The sequence below is a fragment of the Streptomyces flavofungini genome, assembly GCF_014650815.1.
GTDB lineage: Bacteria > Actinomycetota > Actinomycetes > Streptomycetales > Streptomycetaceae > Streptomyces > Streptomyces flavofungini.
In genome coordinates this window covers 296643-317095 of sequence record NZ_BMVR01000008.1, presented here as the reverse complement: position 1 = coordinate 317095, position 20453 = coordinate 296643, and the positions used below count along the sequence as shown (strand labels likewise).

The following is a 20453-nucleotide window of genomic DNA, read 5'->3' as shown; positions in this document are numbered from 1 at the left end:
TCAGTCGCTTCTGGTGCTGCTGGTACGTCGGGGGTGCCTCAGGGGCCCCCGACGCTGCCGACACCCACCTCCGGCTGCCCCGACTCGTCCAGCTCCCGCCGCAGTCCGCCGCCCGGCGGCCCCGGGCGCCGCGGCTCGCGCACGCCCGCGCCGCCCCCGCCCCCGTGCGGCCCGAGGTCGAACCACACCGTCACGACGGCTCCGCGCGGGATCTCGGCGTCGGGCGGGGGGTACTGGCGTACCACGTAGTCGAGGACCAGGTCGTCGAAGCCGGGCCGGTCCGGCGCCGCGAGCCGCACCCCGTGCTTGGCGGCCGTCTCGCGCGCGTCCATCGCCATCAGCCCCACGAAGCGCGGTACGCGCACTTCCGGCGGCCCGGCGGACCCGGGTGTATTCGGCACAGGCGTCACCCCCCAGCGGTATGGGCAGGGTAACTCCGGCACGCCCGGGGGCAACCCCGGCCGACCCGCGATCCCGGCCGGGAGGAGTGCGGCCCCGGCCGGGGCGCGCGCTACAGCGACAGCCGGTAGCAGTACGCCGTCACGCCCGTGCTGGGCGACGTGAACGTCTCCGCGCGCTCCATGCCGAGGCGCCGCGCGACGGCCATCGACCGCTCGTTGCGTATGTCGATCATCGCCACCACCGACCGCACGCCCGCCGCCCGCACCCGCTCCAGGGTCGCGCGGGCCGCCGCGGTCGCGTAGCCGTGCCCCCACGCCGCGCGCGCGAGCCGCCAGCCGATCTCGATCTCGCCGGTCGGCCCCCACTCCCGGGGCCACGGCATGGCACCGGCGAAGCCCACCGGATCGCCCTCGGGGTCGAGCAACGTCCACAGGCAGAAGCCGAGTTCCGCGTCGTGTCTGCGCTGGCGCGCGGTCAGCTCCTCGTACGTGGACCGTTCCGAGCTCCAGCCGCCGACGAACGCCATGACCTCCGGGTCGTCGAAGAGGCGGTGCCAGACGAAGGCGTCCTCGTCGGTCGGGACGCGCAGCCGGACGGCCGGCGGCGTGACGTCCACGGTGCCCGTGTCGCTCACGGGGCTTACGTCGCTCACGTCGCTCACATCGCTCACAAGTGGCCCTTCGCCGGGTTGATCGGTACCGCCTCATAGACTGCCCATATCCCGTGCCGGTCGGCACACAGATTTCGAGCCTTGGGGAGAACCCGCCGTGACCGAGCCCCTCTCCGAACACACCGCTGACGTCATCGTCGTCGGGGCCGGGCCAGCCGGTTCGACCACGGCGTACTACCTCGCGAAGGCCGGCCTCGACGTACTGCTCCTCGAAAAGACCGCGTTCCCGCGGGAGAAGGTCTGCGGTGACGGGCTCACGCCCCGAGCCACCAAGCAGCTCGTGTCGATGGGCATCGACATCTCCGAAGAGGCCGGTTGGCTGCGGAACAAAGGACTCCGCATCATCGGGGGCGGTGTACGGCTCCAGTTGGATTGGCCGGATCTCGCCTCTTACCCGGACTACGGCCTGGTCCGCAAACGCGACGACTTCGACGAGCAGCTCGCGCGGCAGGCGCAGAAGGCGGGCGCGCGCCTGCACGAGCGCTGCAACGTGGGTGCCCCGATCATCGACGACCGCACCGGCCGCATCACCGGCGTGCACGCCAAGCTCGGCGAGGACAAGACGCCGGTGACCTTCCACGCGCCGCTGGTCGTGGCTGCGGACGGCAACTCCACGCGGCTCTCGCTCGCGATGGGCCTGCACCGCCGCGAGGACCGTCCGATGGGCGTCGCCGTGCGCACGTACTTCACCTCGCCGCGCCACGACGACGACTATCTGGAGTCCTGGCTGGAGCTGTGGGACCGCCGCGGCGCCCAGGACCGGCTGCTTCCCGGCTACGGCTGGATCTTCGGCATGGGCGACGGTACGTCGAATGTCGGCCTCGGCGTCCTGAACACGTCGGCTGCCTTCAAGGAGCTCGACTGGCGCGAGATCCTCAAGGCCTGGTGCGCCTCGATGCCCGAGGACTGGGGCTACACGCCCGAGAACATGACGATGCCCATCCGCGGCGCCGCCCTGCCGATGGCCTTCAACCGCCAGCCGCACTACACCCGCGGCCTGCTGCTCGTCGGCGACGCGGGCGGCCTCGTCAACCCGTTCAACGGCGAGGGCATCGCGTACGCCATGGAGTCCGGCCAGATCGCGGCCGACGTCATCGTGCAGGCCCACGCCCGCGCCACGCCCGCCCAGCGCGAACTGGCCCTCCACGACTACCCGAAGACGCTCAAGGAGGTCTACGGCGGCTACTACACGCTCGGCCGCGCCTTCGTGAAGCTCATCGGCAACCCGAAGGTCATGAAGATCGCCACCCAGCGGGGCCTCACCCACCCGATGCTGATGAAGTTCACCCTGAAGATGCTGGCGAACCTCACGGACCCGCGCGGCGGCGACGCGATGGACCGCATCATCAACGGCCTCAGCAAGGTAGCTCCCAAGGCCTGACCCGGCCCCTGGGCCCCGCGTGGACGCACGGGGGGCCCAGGAGCCCGTGTGCCGCCACCGACGGGACGTCGAAGGGCCGGAACCCCGCTGGGGGGTTCCGGCCCTTCGTGCGTACGTCGTGGACGTACGCGAAAGCGTCAGAGGACGCGCACCGCGCCCGAGGCCGGGTAGCCGGACAGGTCCTGGATCACGACGCCCTTGCCGGGGTTCGCGGCGTCCAGGTACTGGCCGCCACCGATGTAGACACCGACGTGGTACGCCGAGCCCGCGCCGCCCCAGTAAAGGATGTCGCCCACCTGGAGGTTGGAGAGCGAGACGGGGGTGCCGGCCGTCGACTGGGCCTGCGAGACGCGCGGCAGGTCGACGCCGACCTGCTTGAACGCGGCCTGCACGAGGCTGGAGCAGTCCCACGCGTTGGGGCCGGAGGCGCCCATGACGTAGGCGTCGCCGAGCTGCGCCTTGAGGAAGCTGATGACCGTGCCGACGCTGCCGCTGGCGGGCGCGGAGGCGTTGGAGGACGAGCCCGCGGACGAGCCGCCGCCGGAAGAGGAGGAGGACGGCGCGGAGGACGTGCTGAGCCGGGTGCGCTCGGCGTCCCGCGCGGCGCGCTCCTGCGCGGCCTTGCGCTTGGCCTCGGCCTCGGCCTTCTTCTTGGCCTCCGCCTTCTTGGCGTCCGCCTGGTCCTTGGCGGCCTGCTTGGCCGCCTTCACGGCCGCGGCGTCCTGCTGGGCGCGGGCCTCGTAGCTGTCGGCGGTCTGGGCCGTCGCGTCAGCGGACTGGGCGATCTGCGCGGACAGATCGGCGGTGAGGGTGGGCAGCTCGATGGTCTCGGTCACCGGCTCGGCGGCGTTCGCCGTACCAGCGGCGGCGGCCACTGCCAGGGTGCTGAGGACGCCACCAGCAACTCCGGCGCGCAGAGCCATCTTCGACGCGCTGCGGCGGGGCTTCCGGTGGCTGGGTATGTGAGCGGTGTGGGACATGAGAACAACCGCTATCAGGGACACAGGGTTCCCTTCAAGAAACGTGTGCTGCGCCACAGTTGCCCGGCGCGCGGCTGAATCCCGGGCGTGTCGCATCTTATTGACGCCGTAACGGGCAATGCGGACAGTCGTGATCACGCCTGTGATCACGGGTTTTCCGCGTTACGTCCGAATTGCCCATGGACTACCACCCCCTACGCCGGTTGGCCAAGCCCGGTTGTTTGGCCGGTAGTTCGCGTGTGGCGCAGGTCACTCGGGGGGTGCGATGAACCTCCCTGAGACCTCACCGAGACCGGGCCGAGATCTTCCGCTCGCGTGCCGGTGCCGGAAGTCGGCGCCGAGGGGCCTCGCGCGCGCGTGGGATGACGCGTGGGGTGAGTGGCCGAGTGAGGTGAGTGCGTGGCGAGACGCGTCGCCCTCGCGCGCGCGTGCGTGCGCGCGTGTTGAAGCTGATGTCGGCGGCCTCGCGCGCGCATGCGTGGGAGGGCGCCCGACTCGCGAGGCGAGGTGCCCGACTCGTGAATCGATGCACACGTCCACACTCGTCCACATCTCTGCCGCCAAAGTGTGAACGCGCTCCTCTATCAAGCGTCCGCGTCCAGCGCCAATTTGCCTGTAGCGGCCATCTCTTGATAGTGCAACCCCGCCTCGACCAGGCCTTACGCGGCAGGATGTCACCTCTGGTGATCACTCAGGCGCTTCGCGTACGAAGATCACCGCTCATCCGACTTCATGATCCTTCGTCAGGTGGTGGAGATCACAAAGCCGTTGTCGCACCCCGTGTCGCAGATCACAGACCGGCAGGCATAAGATGCGGGGCAGTTGGGCTTGTGACCTGCTTCACATGTAAGCGATCTTCGCGTGCGAGTGATCTTCGCGAGTCCGATGCAACCGCCAGCAGTCAGTGCCGACTGAGAGGAGCGAGGAGCGGTGAACGCCTATGCGCCCATCCTCGTACTGGGAGCCCTCGGGGCAGGCTTTGCGATCTTCTCCGTGGTCATGGCCACGCTTATCGGTCCAAAGCGGTACAACCGCGCGAAGCTCGAGGCCTACGAATGCGGGATCGAGCCGACCCCCACGCCGGCCGGCGGCGGGCGCTTCCCCATCAAGTACTACCTGACGGCGATGCTCTTCATCGTCTTCGACATCGAGATCGTCTTTCTCTATCCCTGGGCCGTCACCTTCGACGCCCTGGGGATCTTCGGGCTCGTGGAGATGCTGCTCTTCGTGCTCACCGTCTTCGTCGCCTACGCGTACGTATGGCGGCGGGGCGGTCTGGAATGGGACTGAGGAGCCACTGAGCATGGGACTCGAAGAGAAACTGCCGAGCGGATTCCTGCTGACCACCGTCGAGCAGGCCGCCGGATGGGTGCGCAAGTCATCCGTCTTCCCCGCCACGTTCGGCCTCGCGTGCTGCGCCATCGAGATGATGACGACCGGCGCCGGGCGCTATGACCTGGCGCGCTTCGGCATGGAGGTCTTCCGCGGCTCACCGCGGCAGGCGGACCTGATGATCGTGGCCGGGCGCGTGAGCCAGAAGATGGCGCCCGTCCTGCGCCAGGTCTACGACCAGATGCCGAACCCCAAGTGGGTCATCTCCATGGGGGTCTGCGCCTCGTCGGGCGGAATGTTCAACAATTACGCGATTGTGCAGGGCGTGGACCATGTCGTCCCGGTCGACATCTATTTGCCCGGCTGTCCGCCCCGGCCCGAGATGCTGATGGACGCGATCCTCAAGCTGCACCAGAAGATCCAGACCTCCAAGCTCGGCGTGAACGCCGAGGAAGCGGCCCGCGAGGCGGAGGAGGCGGCTCTCAAGGCCCTCCCCACCATTGAGATGAAGGGCCTGCTGCGGTGAGCGACGCGCACGTGAACGGCACCGGCGAGCACCCCGAGGGCACGGTGCCCGCCCCCCGTGACACCTCCGGCGACGTCATCGGCGTCCGCAGGGGCATGTTCGGCGCCAACAACGGCGGCGACACCTCCGGGTACGGCGGCCTGGTCCGCACCATCACGCTGCCCGGCGCCTCCTCGCGCCCCTACGGCGGCTGGTTCGACGAGGTGGCCGACGAACTCGAAGGGGCCCTGGAGGAACAGGGACTCGTCCCCGAGAACGCCATCGAGAAGACGGTCGTCGACCGCGGCGAGCTGACCTTCCACATCGCCCGCGAGCACCTCCTGCGGGTCGCGCAGACCCTGCGCGACGACCCGGCGCTGCGCTTCGAGCTGTGCACCGGCGTCAGCGGAGTGCACTTCCTGGAGGACAAGGGCCGCGAGCTGCACGCCGTCTACCACCTGCGCTCGATCACCCACAACCGCCTGATCCGCCTCGAAGTCAGCGCCCCGGACGCCGATCCGCACGTCCCCTCGCTGGTCGCCGTCTATCCGACGAACGACTGGCACGAGCGCGAGACGTACGACTTCTTCGGGCTGATCTTCGACGGCCACCCGGCCCTCACGCGGATCATGATGCCGGACGACTGGCAGGGCTTCCCGCAGCGCAAGGACTACCCACTCGGCGGCATCGCCGTCGAATACAAGGGCGCCCAGATCCCGGCTCCGGACCAGCGGAGGTCGTACTCGTGACTTCTCCTCACACCGCTCCCCACGCAACCCCTCGCGCCACGACCGAGGGCACCGTCTACACGGTCACCGGCGGCGACTGGGACGAGGTCGTCCAGTCCGCGGCGAGGGCCGACGACGAGCGCATCGTCGTCAACATGGGTCCGCAGCACCCCTCCACGCACGGCGTGCTCCGGCTCATCCTGGAGATCGAGGGCGAGACGGTCTCCGAGGCCCGCTGCGGCATCGGCTATCTGCACACGGGCATCGAGAAGAACCTGGAGTACCGCACCTGGACCCAGGGCACCACGTTCGTCACGCGCATGGACTATCTGACGCCGTTCTTCAACGAGACGGCGTACTGCCTGGGCGTGGAGAAGCTGCTCGGCATCGAGGACCAGATCCCCGACCGCGCCACGATCCTCCGGGTGCTCCTGATGGAGCTGAACCGGATGTCCTCGCACCTGGTCTGCATCGCCACCGGCGGCATGGAACTCGGCGCCACGACGATCATGATCTACGGCTTCCGCGATCGTGAACTCATTCTCGACATCTACGAGCTGATCACCGGCCTGCGCATGAACCACGCGTACATCCGGCCCGGCGGACTCGCCCAGGACCTGCCGCCCGGCGCGGTGGACCAGATCCGCGAGTTCGTGAAGAAGATGCACAAGAACCTTCCGGAGTACGACAAGCTCGCCACCGGAAACCCCATCTTCAAGGCCCGCATGCAGGACGTCGGCTACCTCGACCTGGCCGGCTGCATGGCCCTCGGCGCCACCGGCCCGGTCCTCCGTTCCGCCGGCCTCCCGCACGACCTGCGCAAGGCCGAGCCCTACTGCGGCTACGAGACGTACGACTTCGACGTCCCCACCGCCGACACCTGCGACTCCTACGGGCGCTTCCTGATCCGCCTGGAGGAGATGCGGCAGTCGCTGCGCATCGTCGAGCAGTGCCTGGACCGACTGGAGCCGGGTCCGGTCATGGTCGCCGACAAGAAGATCGCCTGGCCCGCCCAACTGGCCCTCGGCCCGGACGGCCTCGGCAACTCGCTCGACCACATCAAGAAGATCATGGGCACCTCCATGGAGGCCCTGATCCACCACTTCAAGCTGGTGACGGAGGGCTTCCGGGTACCGCCCGGCCAGGCCTACACCGCCGTCGAGTCGCCCAAGGGCGAACTGGGCGTGCACGTCGTCTCCGACGGCGGCACCCGCCCCTACCGGGTCCACTTCCGCGACCCGTCCTTCACCAATCTGCAGGCCATGGCGGCGATGTGCGAAGGCGGCCAGGTCGCCGACGTCATCGTCGCCGTCGCGTCCATCGACCCCGTGATGGGAGGCGTCGACCGGTGACCACCACCCCCGAGGGCGTCAGCCTGGGCATGCCCCAACTGCCCCCGCCGGACTACCCGGACGATGTCCGCGCCCGCCTCGCGGCGGACGCGCGCGAACTCATCGCCCGCTACCCCGACTCCCGCTCGGCGCTCCTTCCGCTGCTGCACCTCGTGCAGTCGGAGGAAGGGCACGTCACTCGCACCGGCATGCAGTTCTGCGCGGACATGCTGGACCTGACCACCGCGGAGGTGACGGCGGTCGCGACCTTCTACACCATGTACCGCCGCAAGCCGTCCGGTGACTACCAGGTCGGCGTCTGCACCAACACGCTGTGCGCGGTCATGGGCGGCGACGCCATCTTCGAAGCCCTCCAGGAGCACCTGGGCGTCGGCAACGGCGAGACGACTGACGACGGCAAGGTGACGCTGGAGCACATCGAGTGCAACGCCGCCTGCGACTTCGCCCCCGTGGTGATGGTCAACTGGGAGTTCTTCGACAACCAGACCCCGGGCAGCGCCAAGCGCCTCGTCGACGACCTCCGCGCGGGCGCCCGCGTCGAGCCGACCCGCGGTGCCCCCCTGTGCACCTTCAAGGAGACGGCCCGGATCCTCGCGGGCTTCCCGGACGAGCGCCCCGGCGCCGTCGAGGCGACCGGCGGCGCGGGCCCCGCCTCGCTGATCGGGCTGCGCCTGGCCAAGGGCGAGGCACCCCCCGCGCGCGTGGTCAACCCGCGCACGGGCGGACCGGAGGGCACCCAGCCGACTGCCGAGGAGGGGGAGTGATGACGTTGGCCGCCGAGATCGACAACGAGACCAGCCCGGAGAAGCTGCTCGCGCCGGTGCTTTCGGCCTTCTGGGACGAGGACAAGTCCTGGACGCTGGAGACCTACCGCCGCCACGACGGCTATGAGGGGCTGCGCAAGGCTCTCGCGATGGCGCCGGACGACCTGATCGCCTATGTGAAGGACTCGGGCCTGCGCGGCCGCGGCGGCGCGGGCTTCCCCACCGGAATGAAGTGGCAGTTCATTCCGCAGGGCGACGGCAAACCGCACTATCTAGTTGTCAACGCCGACGAGTCGGAGCCAGGGACCTGCAAGGACATCCCGCTCCTCTTCGCGAACCCGCACAGCCTCATCGAGGGCATCGTGATCGCCTGTTACGCGATCCGTTCTTCGCATGCGTTCATCTATCTGCGGGGTGAAGTCGTCCCCGTGCTGCGGCGGTTGCACGAGGCCGTCCGTGAGGCCTACGCGGCGGGCTATCTCGGCAAGAACGTCCTCGGCAGCGGACTCGACCTCGAACTCACCGTGCACGCGGGCGCGGGCGCGTACATCTGTGGTGAGGAGACCGCGCTGCTCGACTCGCTGGAAGGCCGCCGTGGCCAGCCGCGACTCCGTCCCCCTTTCCCTGCGGTCGAGGGCCTCTACGCATGCCCCACTGTTGTCAATAACGTCGAGTCCATCGCGTCGGTTCCCGCGATCCTGAATCGCGGAAAAGACTGGTTCAAATCGATGGGGAGCGAGAAGTCGCCCGGCTTCACGCTCTATTCGCTCAGCGGGCACGTCACCTCGCCCGGCCAGTACGAGGCGCCGCTCGGCATCACGCTGCGCCAGCTCCTCGACATGAGCGGCGGCATGCGGGCGGGCCACCGCCTCAAGTTCTGGACGCCGGGCGGCTCCTCGACGCCGATGTTCACCGACGAGCACCTCGACGTGCCGCTCGATTACGAGGGCGTGGGCGCCGCCGGATCCATGCTCGGCACCAAGGCCCTGCAGTGCTTCGACGAGACGACCTGCGTGGTGCGGGCCGTGACCCGCTGGACCGAGTTCTACGCCCACGAGTCCTGCGGCAAGTGCACGCCCTGCCGCGAAGGGACGTACTGGCTCGTGCAGTTGCTGCGCGACATCGAGGCCGGCAAGGGCGTCATGTCCGACCTCGACAAGCTGAACGACATCGCCGACAACATCAACGGCAAGTCCTTCTGCGCCCTCGGCGACGGCGCCGCCTCGCCGATCTTCTCCTCGCTGAAGTACTTCCGCGAGGAGTACGAGGAGCACATCACCGGCCGGGGCTGCCCCTTCGACCCCGCCAAGTCCACGCTCTGGGCCGACCGGAGCGGCCGGTCCGACACCCACACGGAGGTGAACGCATGACAGTGACCACCAATAGCGCTCCCTCCGGGGGCGGGGAAGCGGCGGTTCCGCCGGAGGACCTGGTCTCGCTGACGATCGACGGCATCGAGATCAGCGTCCCCAAGGGCACCCTGGTGATCCGCGCCGCCGAACTCCTCGGCATCGAGATCCCGCGCTTCTGCGACCACCCGCTGCTCGACCCCGCCGGTGCCTGCCGTCAGTGCATCGTCGAGGTCGAGGGCCAGCGCAAACCGATGGCCTCCTGCACCATCACCTGCACCGACGGCATGGTGGTGAAGTCGCAGCTCACGTCGCCGGTCGCCGAGAAGGCGCAGCGCGGTGTGATGGAGCTGCTGCTCATCAACCACCCGCTGGACTGCCCGGTCTGCGACAAGGGCGGAGAGTGCCCGCTGCAGAACCAGGCCATGCAGGTCGGCGAACCGGACTCCCGGTTCGAGGGCAGGAAGCGCACGTACGAGAAGCCCGTACCGATCTCCACACAGGTGCTGCTGGACCGTGAGCGGTGCGTGCTGTGCGCACGCTGCACCCGCTTCTCCAACCAGATCGCGGGCGACCCGATGATCGAGCTGATCGAGCGCGGCGCGCTCCAGCAGGTCGGTACGGGCGACGGTGACCCCTTCGAGTCGTACTTCTCCGGGAACACCATCCAGATCTGCCCGGTGGGCGCGCTCACCTCGCACGCGTACCGCTTCCGGTCGCGTCCCTTTGATCTGGTGTCGTCGCCTTCGGTGTGCGAGCACTGCGCGGGCGGCTGCGCGACGCGTACGGACCACCGGCGCGGCAAGGTCATGCGGCGGCTCGCGCAGGACGACCCGGAGGTCAACGAGGAGTGGATCTGCGACAAGGGGCGCTTCGGCTTCCGGTACGCGCAGAAGCCGGACCGGTTGACCACGCCGCTGGTGCGGGACGCCGACTCCGGAGAGCTCGTTCCGGCGTCGTGGCCCGAGGCGCTGGAGGCGGCGGCCAAGGGGCTCGCGGCGGCCCGGGGGCGTGCCGGGGTGCTGACCGGTGGTCGGCTCACCGTGGAGGACGCGTACGCGTACAGCAAGTACGCGCGCGTGGCGCTCGGTACGAACGACATCGACTTCCGTGCGCGGGTGCACAGCAGTGAGGAGGCCGACTTCCTCGCGGCGCGTGTCGCCGGGCGCGGCCGGGACCTCGACGGCACCGGAGTCACGTACGGCGCCCTGGAGAAGGCCCCGGCGGTGCTGCTCGCCGGGATCGAGTCCGAGGAGGAGGCGCCCGGCGTCTTCCTGCGGCTGCGCAAGGCCTGGCGCAAGCACGGTCAGCGCACCTTCTCGCTCGCCACGTACGCAACCCGCGGCCTGGAGAAGGCCGGTGGCACGTTGCTGCCCGCGGCGCCGGGCACCGAGACCGAGTGGCTGGACGCGCTCGCCGCGGGCGTGGGCCTCGCGGACGACGGCGCCAAGGCCGCCGAGGCGCTGCGCTCCGAAGGCGCCGTGATCGTCGTCGGGGAGCGGCTCGCCAGCGTGCAGGGCGGCCTCACCGCCGCCGTGCGGGCCGCGGCCGCGACCGGCGCCCACTTGGTGTGGATCCCACGCCGCGCGGGTGAGCGCGGGGCGATCGAGGCGGGCGCCGTGCCGTCGCTGCTTCCGGGCGGCCGCCCGGCCACCGACCCGCGCGCGCGGGACGAGGTCGCCGGTGCCTGGGGCGTCGCCGAACTCCCGCACCGCTACGGCCGGGACACCGGCCAGATCATCGAGGCCGCCGCGACCGGCGAGCTGGGCGCGCTGCTCGTCGGGGGTGTGGACGTCGCCGACCTGCCCGACCCGGCACGCGCGCGTGCGGCACTCGACGAGGTGGGCTTCCTGGTCTCCCTGGAGCTGCGGCCGAGCGAGGTGACGGAACGTGCCGACGTGGTCCTTCCGGTGGCCGCCGTCGCCGAGAAGCCGGGCACGTTCCTCAACTGGGAGGGCAGGGCCCGGCTTTTCGAGGCCGCGCTGAAGCCGGACCAGATGACCCGCAAGTCGTCCCCGGCCGACGCCCGTGTCCTGCACATGCTGGCCGACGCGGGCGACATCCACCTGGGCCTGCCCGACCTGCTGACCGTCCGGCGCGAGTTGGACCGGCTCGGCGGCTGGGACGGGCCGCACGCCACCGAGCCGTTGGAGACCGGGGCCCAGCCGCCCCGGCCCGCCGCCGGTGAGGCCGTTCTCGCCGGTCACCGGCTGCTGCTCGACCAGGGTCGGCTCCAGGAGGGCGACGACGCGCTCGCGGGCACGCGGCACGCGGCCGTGGCCCGGCTGTCGGCGGCCACCGCGGCCGAGATCGGCGTCAAGGGCGGCGACACGCTCACGGTCACCGGACCGGCGGGCGCGACCACGCTGCCGCTCCTTGTCACCCAGATGCCCGACCGGGTGGTCTGGCTCCCGCTGAACTCGACCGGGGGAGGCGTCACTTCGGACACCGGCGCCTGCCCGGGCGATCTGGTCCGCGTCGGCCCGGCCGGCCTTGCGGTCCCCGCCGAGGCCACGGAGGTGACGTCGTGATGCTGCAGGCAGTGCACACCGCGCAGGCATCGGTGCCGCTCGCGGCCGAGGACCTGTCGATGTTCGGCCGGGACCCGTGGTGGCTGATCGGCCTCAAGGCCGTCTTCTGCTTCGCGTTCCTGATGGTGATGGTGCTGTTCTCCATCGTGTGGGAGCGCAAGGTCGTCGCCTGGATGCAGTTGCGCATCGGCCCGAACCGGCACGGCCCCTGGGGCATGCTCCAGTCCCTCGCCGACGGCATCAAGCTGATGCTGAAGGAAGACCTGGTCGTCAAGCGCGCGGACAAGGTGGTCTACATCCTCGCGCCGGTCGTCGCCGCCATTCCGGCCTTCATGGCGATCGCGGTGATCCCCTTCGGGCCCGCGGGCAACGAAGTGTCGATCTTCGGGCACCGCACCACGATGCAGCTCACCGACCTGCCGATCGCGATGCTCTACATCCTCGCGGTCGCCTCGGTCGGCATCTACGGCATCGTGCTCGCGGGCTGGAGCTCCGGCTCCACGTACCCGCTGCTCGGCGGCCTCCGCTCGTGCGCGCAGATGATCTCCTACGAGATCGCGATGGGCGCCGCGTTCGCCTCCGTCTTCCTGTACTCCGGGTCGATGTCGACGTCGCGGATCGTCGAGGCGCAGGAGGGCCGCTGGTACGTCCTGCTGCTCCCGGTCTCGTTCCTGATCTACATCGTGACGATGATCGGTGAGACCAACCGCGCCCCGTTCGACATGCCGGAGTCCGAGGGCGACCTCGTCGGCGGCTTCAACACCGAGTACTCGTCGATCAAGTTCGCGATCTTCATGCTCGCCGAGTACATCAACATGATCACCGTCTCGGCCGTGTCCGTGACGCTCTTCCTGGGCGGCTGGCGGGCTCCCTGGCCCATCAGCACCTTCTGGGAGGGCGCGAACCACGGCTGGTGGCCGATGGCCTGGTTCGTGATCAAGGTCCAGCTGCTGTTGTTCTTCTTCATCTGGCTGCGCGGCACGCTGCCGCGCGTGCGCTACGACCAGCTGATGAAGCTCGGCTGGAAGGTCCTCATCCCGGTGTCGGTGGTGTGGCTCATGCTCGTCGCCACGGTGCGGGCGCTGCGCAACGAGGACTACGACTTCAGCGAGATCGCGCTCTACGTAGGCGGCGGAGTGCTCGCCCTGTTGTTGCTCTCCGTACTCATCGACATCTTCCGCGACAAGCGCGAGAAGCAGGAGGCGGCCGAGGACTCCGAGTCCGAGGCGTCCGGTGCCTTCGACCCGATGGCCGGCGGATTCCCGGTGCCGCCGCTACCCGGGCAGACCCTGCCGCCCGTGCCGCGCCGACGCCCGCGCCACGAGCGGGAGCTGATTGTCAGTGGTGGGCCCGATACTCAAAGTGACGGAAAGGAGGCGTCCGATGGCTGAGCAGTCGAACATGCCGGACCGGCCGAAGCGCTCGCAGCTGCCCGAGCAGCAGCAGGCGGCCGACCCGCAGCAGTCGAACCAGTCCAACCAGGGGTTCCAGAACCCCGTCGCGGGCTTCGGCGTGACCTTCAAGGCCATGTTCAAGAAGCGGCTGACCGAGCAGTATCCGGAGCAGCAGAAGACCACCGCACCCCGGTTCCACGGCCGGCACCAGCTCAACCGCCATCCGGACGGCCTGGAGAAATGCATTGGCTGCGAGCTGTGCGCCTGGGCCTGCCCCGCGGACGCCATCTACGTGGAGGGCGCGGACAACACCGAAGAGGAGCGCTACTCCCCGGGCGAGCGGTACGGCCGCGTCTACCAGATCAACTACGCCCGCTGCATCCTCTGCGGCCTGTGCATCGAGGCGTGCCCCACGCGCGCGCTGACGATGACGAACGAGTTCGAGCTCGCCGACAGCAGCCGCGAGAACCTGATCTACACCAAGGAGCAGCTCCTCGCCGGCCTCGAAGAGGACATGGTCGACTCGCCGCACGCGATCTACCCCGGCATGGACGAGGGCGACTACTACCGCGGCCTGGTCACCCAGGCCGCGCCGGGCACGGTGCCCCAAGTGGCCGTCTCCAAGGGTGAGAAGCCCGTCTCCGGAGAGGGCGCCGCCGAGGGGACCGGCTCCGGTGAAGGGGCCGGGGCCTCGCGCGAGCAGGGGGTGGGCGCATGACCGCCGTCGCGGCCTACACCACCTCCACCGGCGAGGCCCTGCAGTTCTGGGTGCTCGGCACGGTCGCCGTGATCGGCGCGCTGTGCACGATCCTGATGCGCAAGGCGGTGCACAGCGCGCTCTGTCTCGCCGGGACCATGATCATCCTCGCGGTGTTCTACCTGGCCAACGGCGCGTACTTCCTGGGCATCGTCCAGATCGTGGTCTACACCGGCGCGATCATGATGCTGTTCCTCTTCGTGGTCATGCTCGTCGGTGTCACCGCCGCCGACTCCCTGAAGGAGACCATCAAGGGTCAGCGCTGGCTGGCGGCCCTGTGCGGATTCGGCTTCGCCATCCTGCTGTTCGCGGGCATCGGCAACGCCTCCCTGAAGGACTTCAACGGCCTGGCCAAGGCGAACGCGAACGGCAACGTGGAGGGGCTCGCGGCCCTCATCTTCACGAAGTACGTCTTCGCCTTCGAGATCACCGGCGCCCTGCTGATCACGGCGACGGTCGGCGCGATGGTCCTCACCCACCGCGAGCGCACGGAGCGCGCCAAGACCCAGCGCGAGCGCGCCGAGGAGCGCGTGCGCGCGGGCAAGCACCTGCCGCCGCTGCCCGCCCCGGGTGTGTACGCCCGGCACAACGCGGTGGACATCGCGGGCCTGCTCCCCGACGGCACCCCCTCGGAGCTCACGGTCAACCAGACGCTGCGTGAGCGCGGCCAGATCCGTGACGTCTCCAGCGAGGCGCTGAACGACCTGCGGGCCCTGGAGCAGCGCGCCTCGGACCGCCTGGAGCGGCCAGGACCGCTCCGTACGGGCAGCGGCAGGGCCGGCGAGTCCGCGTCCGACCCGGTCGCCGCGGCGGCGGGCGAGCAGACCGAGGAGGCGTCGAAGTGAATCCCGTCAACTACCTGTATCTGGCGGCCCTGCTGTTCGCGATCGGCGCCACCGGCGTGCTGATCCGGCGGAACGTGATCGTCGTCTTCATGTGCGTCGAGCTGATGCTGAACGCCTGCAACCTCGCGTTCGTCGCCTTCGCCCGGCTGCACGGCAACCTGGACGGCCAGATCATCGCCTTCTTCACGATGGTCGTCGCCGCCGCGGAAGTCGTGGTCGGGCTCGCGATCATCGTGTCGCTGTTCCGCTCCCGTCACTCGGCCTCGGTCGACGACGCCAGCCTGATGAAGCTGTAAGGGGTCGCTAGCACCGTGGACACAGAGAATTTGATTGCGCTGCTGGTAGCGGCGCCTCTGCTGGGAGCGGCCGTACTGCTGTGCGGCGGGCGCCGGTTGGACCGAGTGGGCCACTGGATCGGCACGGCGCTCGCGGCCGTCTCCTTCGTGATCGGGCTCGTGCTCTTCACCGACATGCTCGGCAAGGGGGCCGAGGACCGGTCCCTGCACCAGCACTTGTTCAGCTGGATCCCCGTAGAGGGCTTCCAGGCGGACGTCGCCTTCCAGCTCGACCAGCTGTCGGTGACGTTCGTCCTGCTGATCTCCGGCGTGGGCACGCTGATCCACCTGTACTCGATCGGGTACATGGAGCATGACGAGCGCCGCCGCCGCTTCTTCGGCTACCTGAACCTGTTCCTCGCGGCGATGCTCCTGCTGGTCCTCGCCGACAACTACCTGCTCCTGTACGTCGGCTGGGAGGGCGTGGGCCTCGCCTCGTACCTCCTGATCGGGTTCTGGCAGCACAAGCCCAGCGCGGCCACCGCGGCCAAGAAGGCCTTCCTGGTCAACCGCGTCGGCGACATGGGCCTGTCGATCGCCATCATGCTGATGTTCACCACCTTCGGGACGTTCGCCTTCGAACCCGTCCTGGAGGCCACCGGTGAGACGAGCGAGGGCAAGCTGACGGCGATCGGCCTGATGCTGCTGCTGGCGGCGTGCGGCAAGTCCGCGCAGGTGCCGCTGCAGTCCTGGCTCGGGGACGCGATGGAGGGCCCGACCCCGGTCTCGGCCCTGATCCACGCGGCGACGATGGTGACCGCCGGTGTGTATCTGATCGTGCGCTCCGGGGAGATCTTCAACGGTGCCCCGGACGCGCAGTTGGCCGTCACCGTCGTGGGCGCCGTGACGCTCCTCTTCGGTGCGATCGTCGGTTGCGCGAAGGACGACATCAAGAAGGCCCTCGCCGGTTCGACGATGTCCCAGATCGGCTACATGATCTTGGCCGCGGGCCTCGGCCCCATCGGCTATGTCTTCGCGATCATGCACCTGGTGACGCACGGCTTCTTCAAGGCCGGGCTCTTCCTCGGCGCCGGTTCGGTCATGCACGGCATGAACGACGAGGTGGACATGCGGAAGTACGGGGGCCTGCGCAAGTACATGCCGGTGACCTTCGTGACCTTCGGTCTCGGCTACCTCGCCATCATCGGCTTCCCGGGCCTGTCCGGCTTCTTCTCCAAGGACAAGATCATCGAGGCGGCGTTCGCCAAGGGTGGTACGGAGGGCTGGATCCTCGGCTCCGTGGCGCTGCTCGGCGCGGCCATCACGGCGTACTACATGACACGCGTGATGCTCCTGACCTTCTTCGGAGAGAAGCGCTGGCAGCCGGACGCGGAGGGCAACGCGCCGCATCCGCACGAGTCGCCGAAGTCCATGACGATCCCGATGATCCTGCTCGCCTTCGGATCGGTGTTCGCCGGTGGCTTCTTCAGCGTCGGCGACCGCTTCATGCACTGGCTGGAGCCGGTCACGCACCACGACCACGGCGACTCCCCGCTGAGCGCCGCCACGGTCACGGGCGCCACCATGGTGGTCCTGGTCATCGGCGTCACCCTGGCCTGGCTCCAGTACGGCCGCCGCCCGGTGCCCGTGGTCGCCCCGCGCGGCTCGCTGCTCACCCGCGCGGCCCGGCGCGACCTGCTCCAGGACGACTTCAACCACGTGGTCCTGGTGCGCGGCGGCGAGCACCTCACGCGCTCCCTGGTGTACGTCGACCACACCCTGGTCGACGGCGTGGTCAATGGCACGGCGGCCTCGGTCGGCGGGCTCTCCGGACGGCTGCGCAAGCTGCAGAACGGCTACGCCCGCAGCTACGCGGTCTCGATGTTCGGCGGCGCGGCGGTCCTCATCGCCGCGACCCTGCTGATGAGGGCGGTCTGATACCGATGTCGTTTCCTCTGCTGACAGCGACGGCCGCGCTTCCCGCGGTCGGCGCGATCGCCACGGCGGCCGTCCCGGCCGCCCGGCGGACCGCCGCCAAGTGGCTCGCGCTGTTCTTCTCGCTGGCCACGCTCGCGCTGGCCGTCGTGGTCGCCGTCCGGTTCGACCCGGACGGTGACCGCTATCAACTGACCGAATCACGCGCCTGGATCAAGGACTTCGGGGTGCGGTACGAACTCGGGGTCGACGGCATCGGCGTCGCCCTGATCGCGCTCACCGCCCTGCTGATCCCCTTCATCATCTTGGCGGGCTGGCACGACGCCGACCCCCTGGAAACGAAGTCGTCGCGCTGGCGGCCGACTCAGGGCTTCTTCGCCCTGATCCTGGCCGTCGAGGCGATGGTGATCATCTCCTTCGAGGCCACCGACGTCTTCCTCTTCTACATCTTCTTCGAAGCCATGCTCATCCCGATGTACTTCCTCATCGGCGGCTTCGGAGACCGCGCCCACTCGGGCAGCGACGAGAACGCCTCGGCACAACGCTCGTACGCGGCCGTGAAGTTCCTGCTCTACAACCTGGTCGGCGGCCTCATCATGCTGGCCGCCGTGATCGGGCTCTACGTAGTCGCCGGGAACTTCTCGCTCCAGGAGATCGCCGAAGCGCGGGCCAACGGCTCGCTGGACATGGCGACCAACACCGAGCGACTGCTGTTCCTCGGCTTCTTCTTCGCCTTCGCGGTGAAGGCCCCGCTGTGGCCGCTGCACACCTGGCTGCCGAACGCGATGGGCGAGGCCACGGCCCCGGTCGCCGTGCTGATCACGGCAGTGGTCGACAAGGTCGGCACGTTCGCGATGCTGCGCTTCTGCCTCCAGTTGTTCCCGGAGGCCAGCAAGTGGGCGACGCCCGTCATCCTCGTCCTGGCGTTGGTGAGCATCGTCTACGGAGCGCTGCTCGCCGTCGGCCAGCGCGACATCAAGCGCCTGGTGGCGTACGCGTCGATCTCGCACTTCGGGTTCATCATCCTCGGCATCTTCGCGATGACGTCCCAGGGGCAGTCCGGCGCGACGCTCTACATGGTCAACCACGGCATCTCCACGGCCGCCCTGATGCTGGTCGCCGGCTTCCTGATCTCCCGCCGCGGCTCGCGTCTGATCGCGGACTACGGAGGAGTGCAGAAGGTGGCGCCAGTGCTCGCGGGCACCTTCCTGATCGGCGGTCTGGCCACGCTGTCGCTGCCGGGACTCGCGCCCTTCGTGAGTGAGTTCCTGGTCCTGGTGGGCACGTTCGCGCGCTATCCGGCGGTCGGGATCATCGCGACCTTCGGCATCGTGCTCGCCGCGCTCTACACCCTCGTGCTCTACCAGCGGACGATGACGGGCCCGGTGAAGCCGGAAGTCGCGTCGATGCCCGACCTGAAGGTGCGCGAACTGGCCGTGGTGGCCCCGCTGATCGCCCTCCTGATCGTCCTCGGTGTCTATCCGAAGCCGGTCACCGAGCTGGTGAACCCCGCGGTCAAGCACACCATGTCCGACGTACAGAAGAAGGACCCCAAGCCCGACGTGGAGGCCGCCAAGTGAGTGCGACAGCCGTCCACAGCCTGTGGACAACGACGGCCGCGGCGTCTGTGAACGATGGCATCGACAAGATCGACGCGCCGAACATCGAGTACGGCCAGCTCGCGCCGACCTTGATCGTCATCGGCGCCGCCGTCATCGGAGTGCTCATCGAAGCCTTCGTGCCGCGCAAGTCCCGTTACTACGCCCAGTTGTTCGTGGCCGTCGTCGCCCTCGCCGCCGCCTTCGCCGCGGTCGTCGCCCTCGCGGCCGGGGGCTACGGCACCACGAAGGCCCGCATCGCGGCGATGGGCGCCATCGCCGTCGACGGTCCCGCGCTGTTCCTGCAGGGCACCATTCTCCTCGCCGGAATGGTCGCGATCTTCACCTTCGCGGAGCGCAGGCTCGACCCGGTGGCGCACGGCAACCGCGTCGACTCCTTCGTGGCGCAGGCCGGAGCCGTGCCCGGCAGCCCGGGCGAACAGGCCGCCACCAAGGCCGGATTCGCCACCACCGAGGTGTTCCCGCTGGCGCTGTTCGCCATCGGCGGCATGCTGGTCTTCCCCTCGGCGAACGACCTGCTGACCTTCTTCATCGCCCTGGAAGTCTTCTCGCTGCCGCTGTACCTGCTGTGCGCCCTGGCGCGCCGCAAGCGGCTCATGTCGCAGGAAGCGGCCGTGAAGTACTTCCTCCTCGGCGCCTTCGCCTCCGCGTTCACCCTGTTCGGCATCGCGCTGATCTACGGCTACGCGGGCTCGGTGTCGTACGGCACCGTCGCGAAGGTCGTCGACGGCACGATCACCACGGTCGACCCCGCCCTCGCGGGCACCATGGGCAACGACGCGCTGCTCCTCATCGGCTCCGCGATGATCGTGATGGGCCTGCTCTTCAAGGTCGGCGCGGTGCCGTTCCACATGTGGACGCCCGACGTCTACCAGGGCGCGCCCACGCCGGTGACGGGCTTCATGGCGGCGGCGACGAAGGTGGCCGCGTTCGGCGCGCTGCTTCGTCTCCTTTACGTGGTGCTGCCGGGGCTGCGCTGGGACTGGCGGCCGGTGATGTACGGCGTCGCCGTGATCACGATGCTGGGCGGCGCTATCGTCGCGATCACCCAGACCGACATCAAGCGGCTCCTCGCGTACTCGTCGATCGCGCACGCGGGCTTCATCCTCGCGGGTGTCATCGCGACGACCGAGGACGGCGTCTCGTCGGTGCTGTTCTACCTGGGTGCGTACTCCTTCGTGACGATCGGCGCGTTCGCGGTGGTCACGCTCGTACGGGACGCGGGCGGCGAGGCGACACACCTGTCGAAGTGGGCGGGGCTCGGCCGCCGCTCGCCGCTGGTCGCCGCGGTGTTCGCCGTCTTCCTCCTCGCCTTCGCGGGCATCCCGCTGACCTCCGGGTTCTCGGGGAAGTTCGCGGTGTTCAAGGCGGCTGCCGAGGGGGGCGCGGGCGCGCTGGTCGTGGTCGGTGTGATCTCGTCCGCGATCGCGGCGTTCTTCTACATCCGCGTGATCGTCCTGATGTTCTTCAGCGAGCCGAAGGCGGACGGCCCGACGGTCGCCGTGCCGTCGCCGCTGACGATGACGGCGATCGGGGTCGGGGTAGCGGTGACGCTGGTGCTCGGTGTGGCGCCGCAGTACTTCCTCGATCTGGCCGGCCAGTCGGGAGTCTTCGTCCGGTAGTCAGGGCTTCGG

At 69.2% G+C, this 20453-nt stretch carries 18 protein-coding genes; 15 read left to right on the top strand and 3 right to left on the bottom strand.

What is annotated here, in order from left to right; translation table 11 throughout:
* Nucleotides 1-38: 38 nt before the first annotated feature.
* Both IE274_RS22880 and IE274_RS22875 read right to left on the bottom strand, forming a co-directional pair.
* Entirely contained in the window at nt 39-401 is a 363-nt protein-coding gene (locus IE274_RS22880; RefSeq protein ID WP_229909729.1) for a PASTA domain-containing protein, read from the bottom strand.
* A 110-nt stretch (nt 402-511) separates the two neighbouring features.
* On the bottom strand, nt 512-1018 hold the full coding sequence (locus IE274_RS22875; RefSeq protein ID WP_190117819.1) for a GNAT family N-acetyltransferase: 507 nt from the start codon (nt 1016-1018) through the stop codon (nt 512-514).
* A gap of 151 nt (nt 1019-1169) precedes the next feature.
* On the opposite strand from IE274_RS22875, the gene IE274_RS22870 reads away from it, so the two are divergent.
* Nucleotides 1170-2453, top strand: coding sequence for a geranylgeranyl reductase family protein (locus IE274_RS22870; RefSeq protein WP_190117699.1), 1284 nt, complete (start codon nt 1170-1172; stop codon nt 2451-2453).
* A gap of 137 nt (nt 2454-2590) precedes the next feature.
* Here the strand turns inward: IE274_RS22870 and IE274_RS22865 are convergent, their stop codons facing one another.
* Nucleotides 2591-3433 (bottom strand): C40 family peptidase, encoded by an 843-nt coding sequence (locus IE274_RS22865; protein ID WP_190117698.1) that lies wholly within the window; start codon nt 3431-3433, stop codon nt 2591-2593.
* A gap of 930 nt (nt 3434-4363) precedes the next feature.
* Between IE274_RS22865 and IE274_RS22860 the strand changes: the two genes are divergently transcribed.
* Genes IE274_RS22860 through nuoN form a run of 14 tightly spaced genes read left to right on the top strand, consistent with a single transcriptional unit; the run spans nt 4364 to nt 20441 of the window.
* Nucleotides 4364-4723, top strand: a complete 360-nt coding sequence (locus IE274_RS22860; protein WP_003992243.1) for an NADH-quinone oxidoreductase subunit A — start codon at nt 4364-4366, stop codon at nt 4721-4723.
* A 13-nt stretch (nt 4724-4736) separates the two neighbouring features.
* Nucleotides 4737-5291, top strand: a complete 555-nt coding sequence (locus IE274_RS22855) for a NuoB/complex I 20 kDa subunit family protein (RefSeq protein WP_016640165.1) — start codon at nt 4737-4739, stop codon at nt 5289-5291.
* The gene (locus IE274_RS22850) at nt 5288-6019 is read left to right on the top strand and encodes an NADH-quinone oxidoreductase subunit C (RefSeq protein WP_190117697.1); all 732 of its coding nucleotides are present in this window, start codon (nt 5288-5290) and stop codon (nt 6017-6019) included. Before IE274_RS22855 ends, IE274_RS22850 begins: the two co-directional genes overlap by 4 nt.
* The gene (locus tag IE274_RS22845) at nt 6016-7350 is read left to right on the top strand and encodes an NADH-quinone oxidoreductase subunit D (protein WP_190117696.1); all 1335 of its coding nucleotides are present in this window, start codon (nt 6016-6018) and stop codon (nt 7348-7350) included. The genes IE274_RS22850 and IE274_RS22845 overlap by 4 nt, the downstream gene beginning before the upstream one ends.
* A complete protein-coding gene (gene nuoE / locus IE274_RS22840) occupies nt 7347-8114 on the top strand; it encodes an NADH-quinone oxidoreductase subunit NuoE (protein WP_229909728.1) in 768 nt (255 codons plus the stop codon). The genes IE274_RS22845 and nuoE overlap by 4 nt, the downstream gene beginning before the upstream one ends.
* Complete coding sequence (nuoF, locus tag IE274_RS22835; RefSeq protein ID WP_190117695.1) at nt 8114-9484, top strand: NADH-quinone oxidoreductase subunit NuoF; 1371 nt, start codon at nt 8114-8116, stop codon at nt 9482-9484. Before nuoE ends, nuoF begins: the two co-directional genes overlap by 1 nt.
* Complete coding sequence (locus IE274_RS22830) at nt 9481-11994, top strand: NADH-quinone oxidoreductase subunit G (RefSeq protein WP_190117694.1); 2514 nt, start codon at nt 9481-9483, stop codon at nt 11992-11994. The genes nuoF and IE274_RS22830 overlap by 4 nt, the downstream gene beginning before the upstream one ends.
* Nucleotides 11994-13385, top strand: coding sequence for an NADH-quinone oxidoreductase subunit NuoH (gene nuoH / locus IE274_RS22825; RefSeq protein WP_190117817.1), 1392 nt, complete (start codon nt 11994-11996; stop codon nt 13383-13385). Before IE274_RS22830 ends, nuoH begins: the two co-directional genes overlap by 1 nt.
* Entirely contained in the window at nt 13378-14106 is a 729-nt protein-coding gene (gene nuoI / locus IE274_RS22820; RefSeq protein WP_372447081.1) for an NADH-quinone oxidoreductase subunit NuoI, read from the top strand. The genes nuoH and nuoI overlap by 8 nt, the downstream gene beginning before the upstream one ends.
* The gene (locus IE274_RS22815; protein ID WP_190117693.1) at nt 14103-14990 is read left to right on the top strand and encodes an NADH-quinone oxidoreductase subunit J; all 888 of its coding nucleotides are present in this window, start codon (nt 14103-14105) and stop codon (nt 14988-14990) included. The genes nuoI and IE274_RS22815 overlap by 4 nt, the downstream gene beginning before the upstream one ends.
* Entirely contained in the window at nt 14987-15286 is a 300-nt protein-coding gene (nuoK, locus tag IE274_RS22810; RefSeq protein ID WP_030359114.1) for an NADH-quinone oxidoreductase subunit NuoK, read from the top strand. Before IE274_RS22815 ends, nuoK begins: the two co-directional genes overlap by 4 nt.
* A gap of 15 nt (nt 15287-15301) precedes the next feature.
* The gene (nuoL, locus tag IE274_RS22805) at nt 15302-17203 is read left to right on the top strand and encodes an NADH-quinone oxidoreductase subunit L (protein WP_190117692.1); all 1902 of its coding nucleotides are present in this window, start codon (nt 15302-15304) and stop codon (nt 17201-17203) included.
* Nucleotides 17204-17208: 5 nt separating this feature from the next.
* Nucleotides 17209-18780 (top strand): NADH-quinone oxidoreductase subunit M, encoded by a 1572-nt coding sequence (locus IE274_RS22800; RefSeq protein ID WP_190117691.1) that lies wholly within the window; start codon nt 17209-17211, stop codon nt 18778-18780.
* Nucleotides 18777-20441, top strand: coding sequence for an NADH-quinone oxidoreductase subunit NuoN (gene nuoN / locus IE274_RS22795; RefSeq protein ID WP_190117690.1), 1665 nt, complete (start codon nt 18777-18779; stop codon nt 20439-20441). The genes IE274_RS22800 and nuoN overlap by 4 nt, the downstream gene beginning before the upstream one ends.
* Nucleotides 20442-20453 lie beyond the last annotated feature (12 nt).

Coding starts and splice junctions, on each gene's coding strand:
- IE274_RS22865 (WP_190117698.1), bottom strand. CDS start 3,433: ATGTCCCACACCGCTCACATACCCAGCCACCGGAAGCCCCGCCGCAGC.
- IE274_RS22855 (WP_016640165.1), top strand. CDS start 4,737: ATGGGACTCGAAGAGAAACTGCCGAGCGGATTCCTGCTGACCACCGTC.
- nuoF (WP_190117695.1), top strand. CDS start 8,114: ATGACGTTGGCCGCCGAGATCGACAACGAGACCAGCCCGGAGAAGCTG.
- IE274_RS22830 (WP_190117694.1), top strand. CDS start 9,481: ATGACAGTGACCACCAATAGCGCTCCCTCCGGGGGCGGGGAAGCGGCG.
- nuoH (WP_190117817.1), top strand. CDS start 11,994: ATGCTGCAGGCAGTGCACACCGCGCAGGCATCGGTGCCGCTCGCGGCC.
- nuoI (WP_372447081.1), top strand. CDS start 13,378: ATGGCTGAGCAGTCGAACATGCCGGACCGGCCGAAGCGCTCGCAGCTG.
- IE274_RS22815 (WP_190117693.1), top strand. CDS start 14,103: ATGACCGCCGTCGCGGCCTACACCACCTCCACCGGCGAGGCCCTGCAG.
- IE274_RS22800 (WP_190117691.1), top strand. CDS start 17,209: ATGTCGTTTCCTCTGCTGACAGCGACGGCCGCGCTTCCCGCGGTCGGC.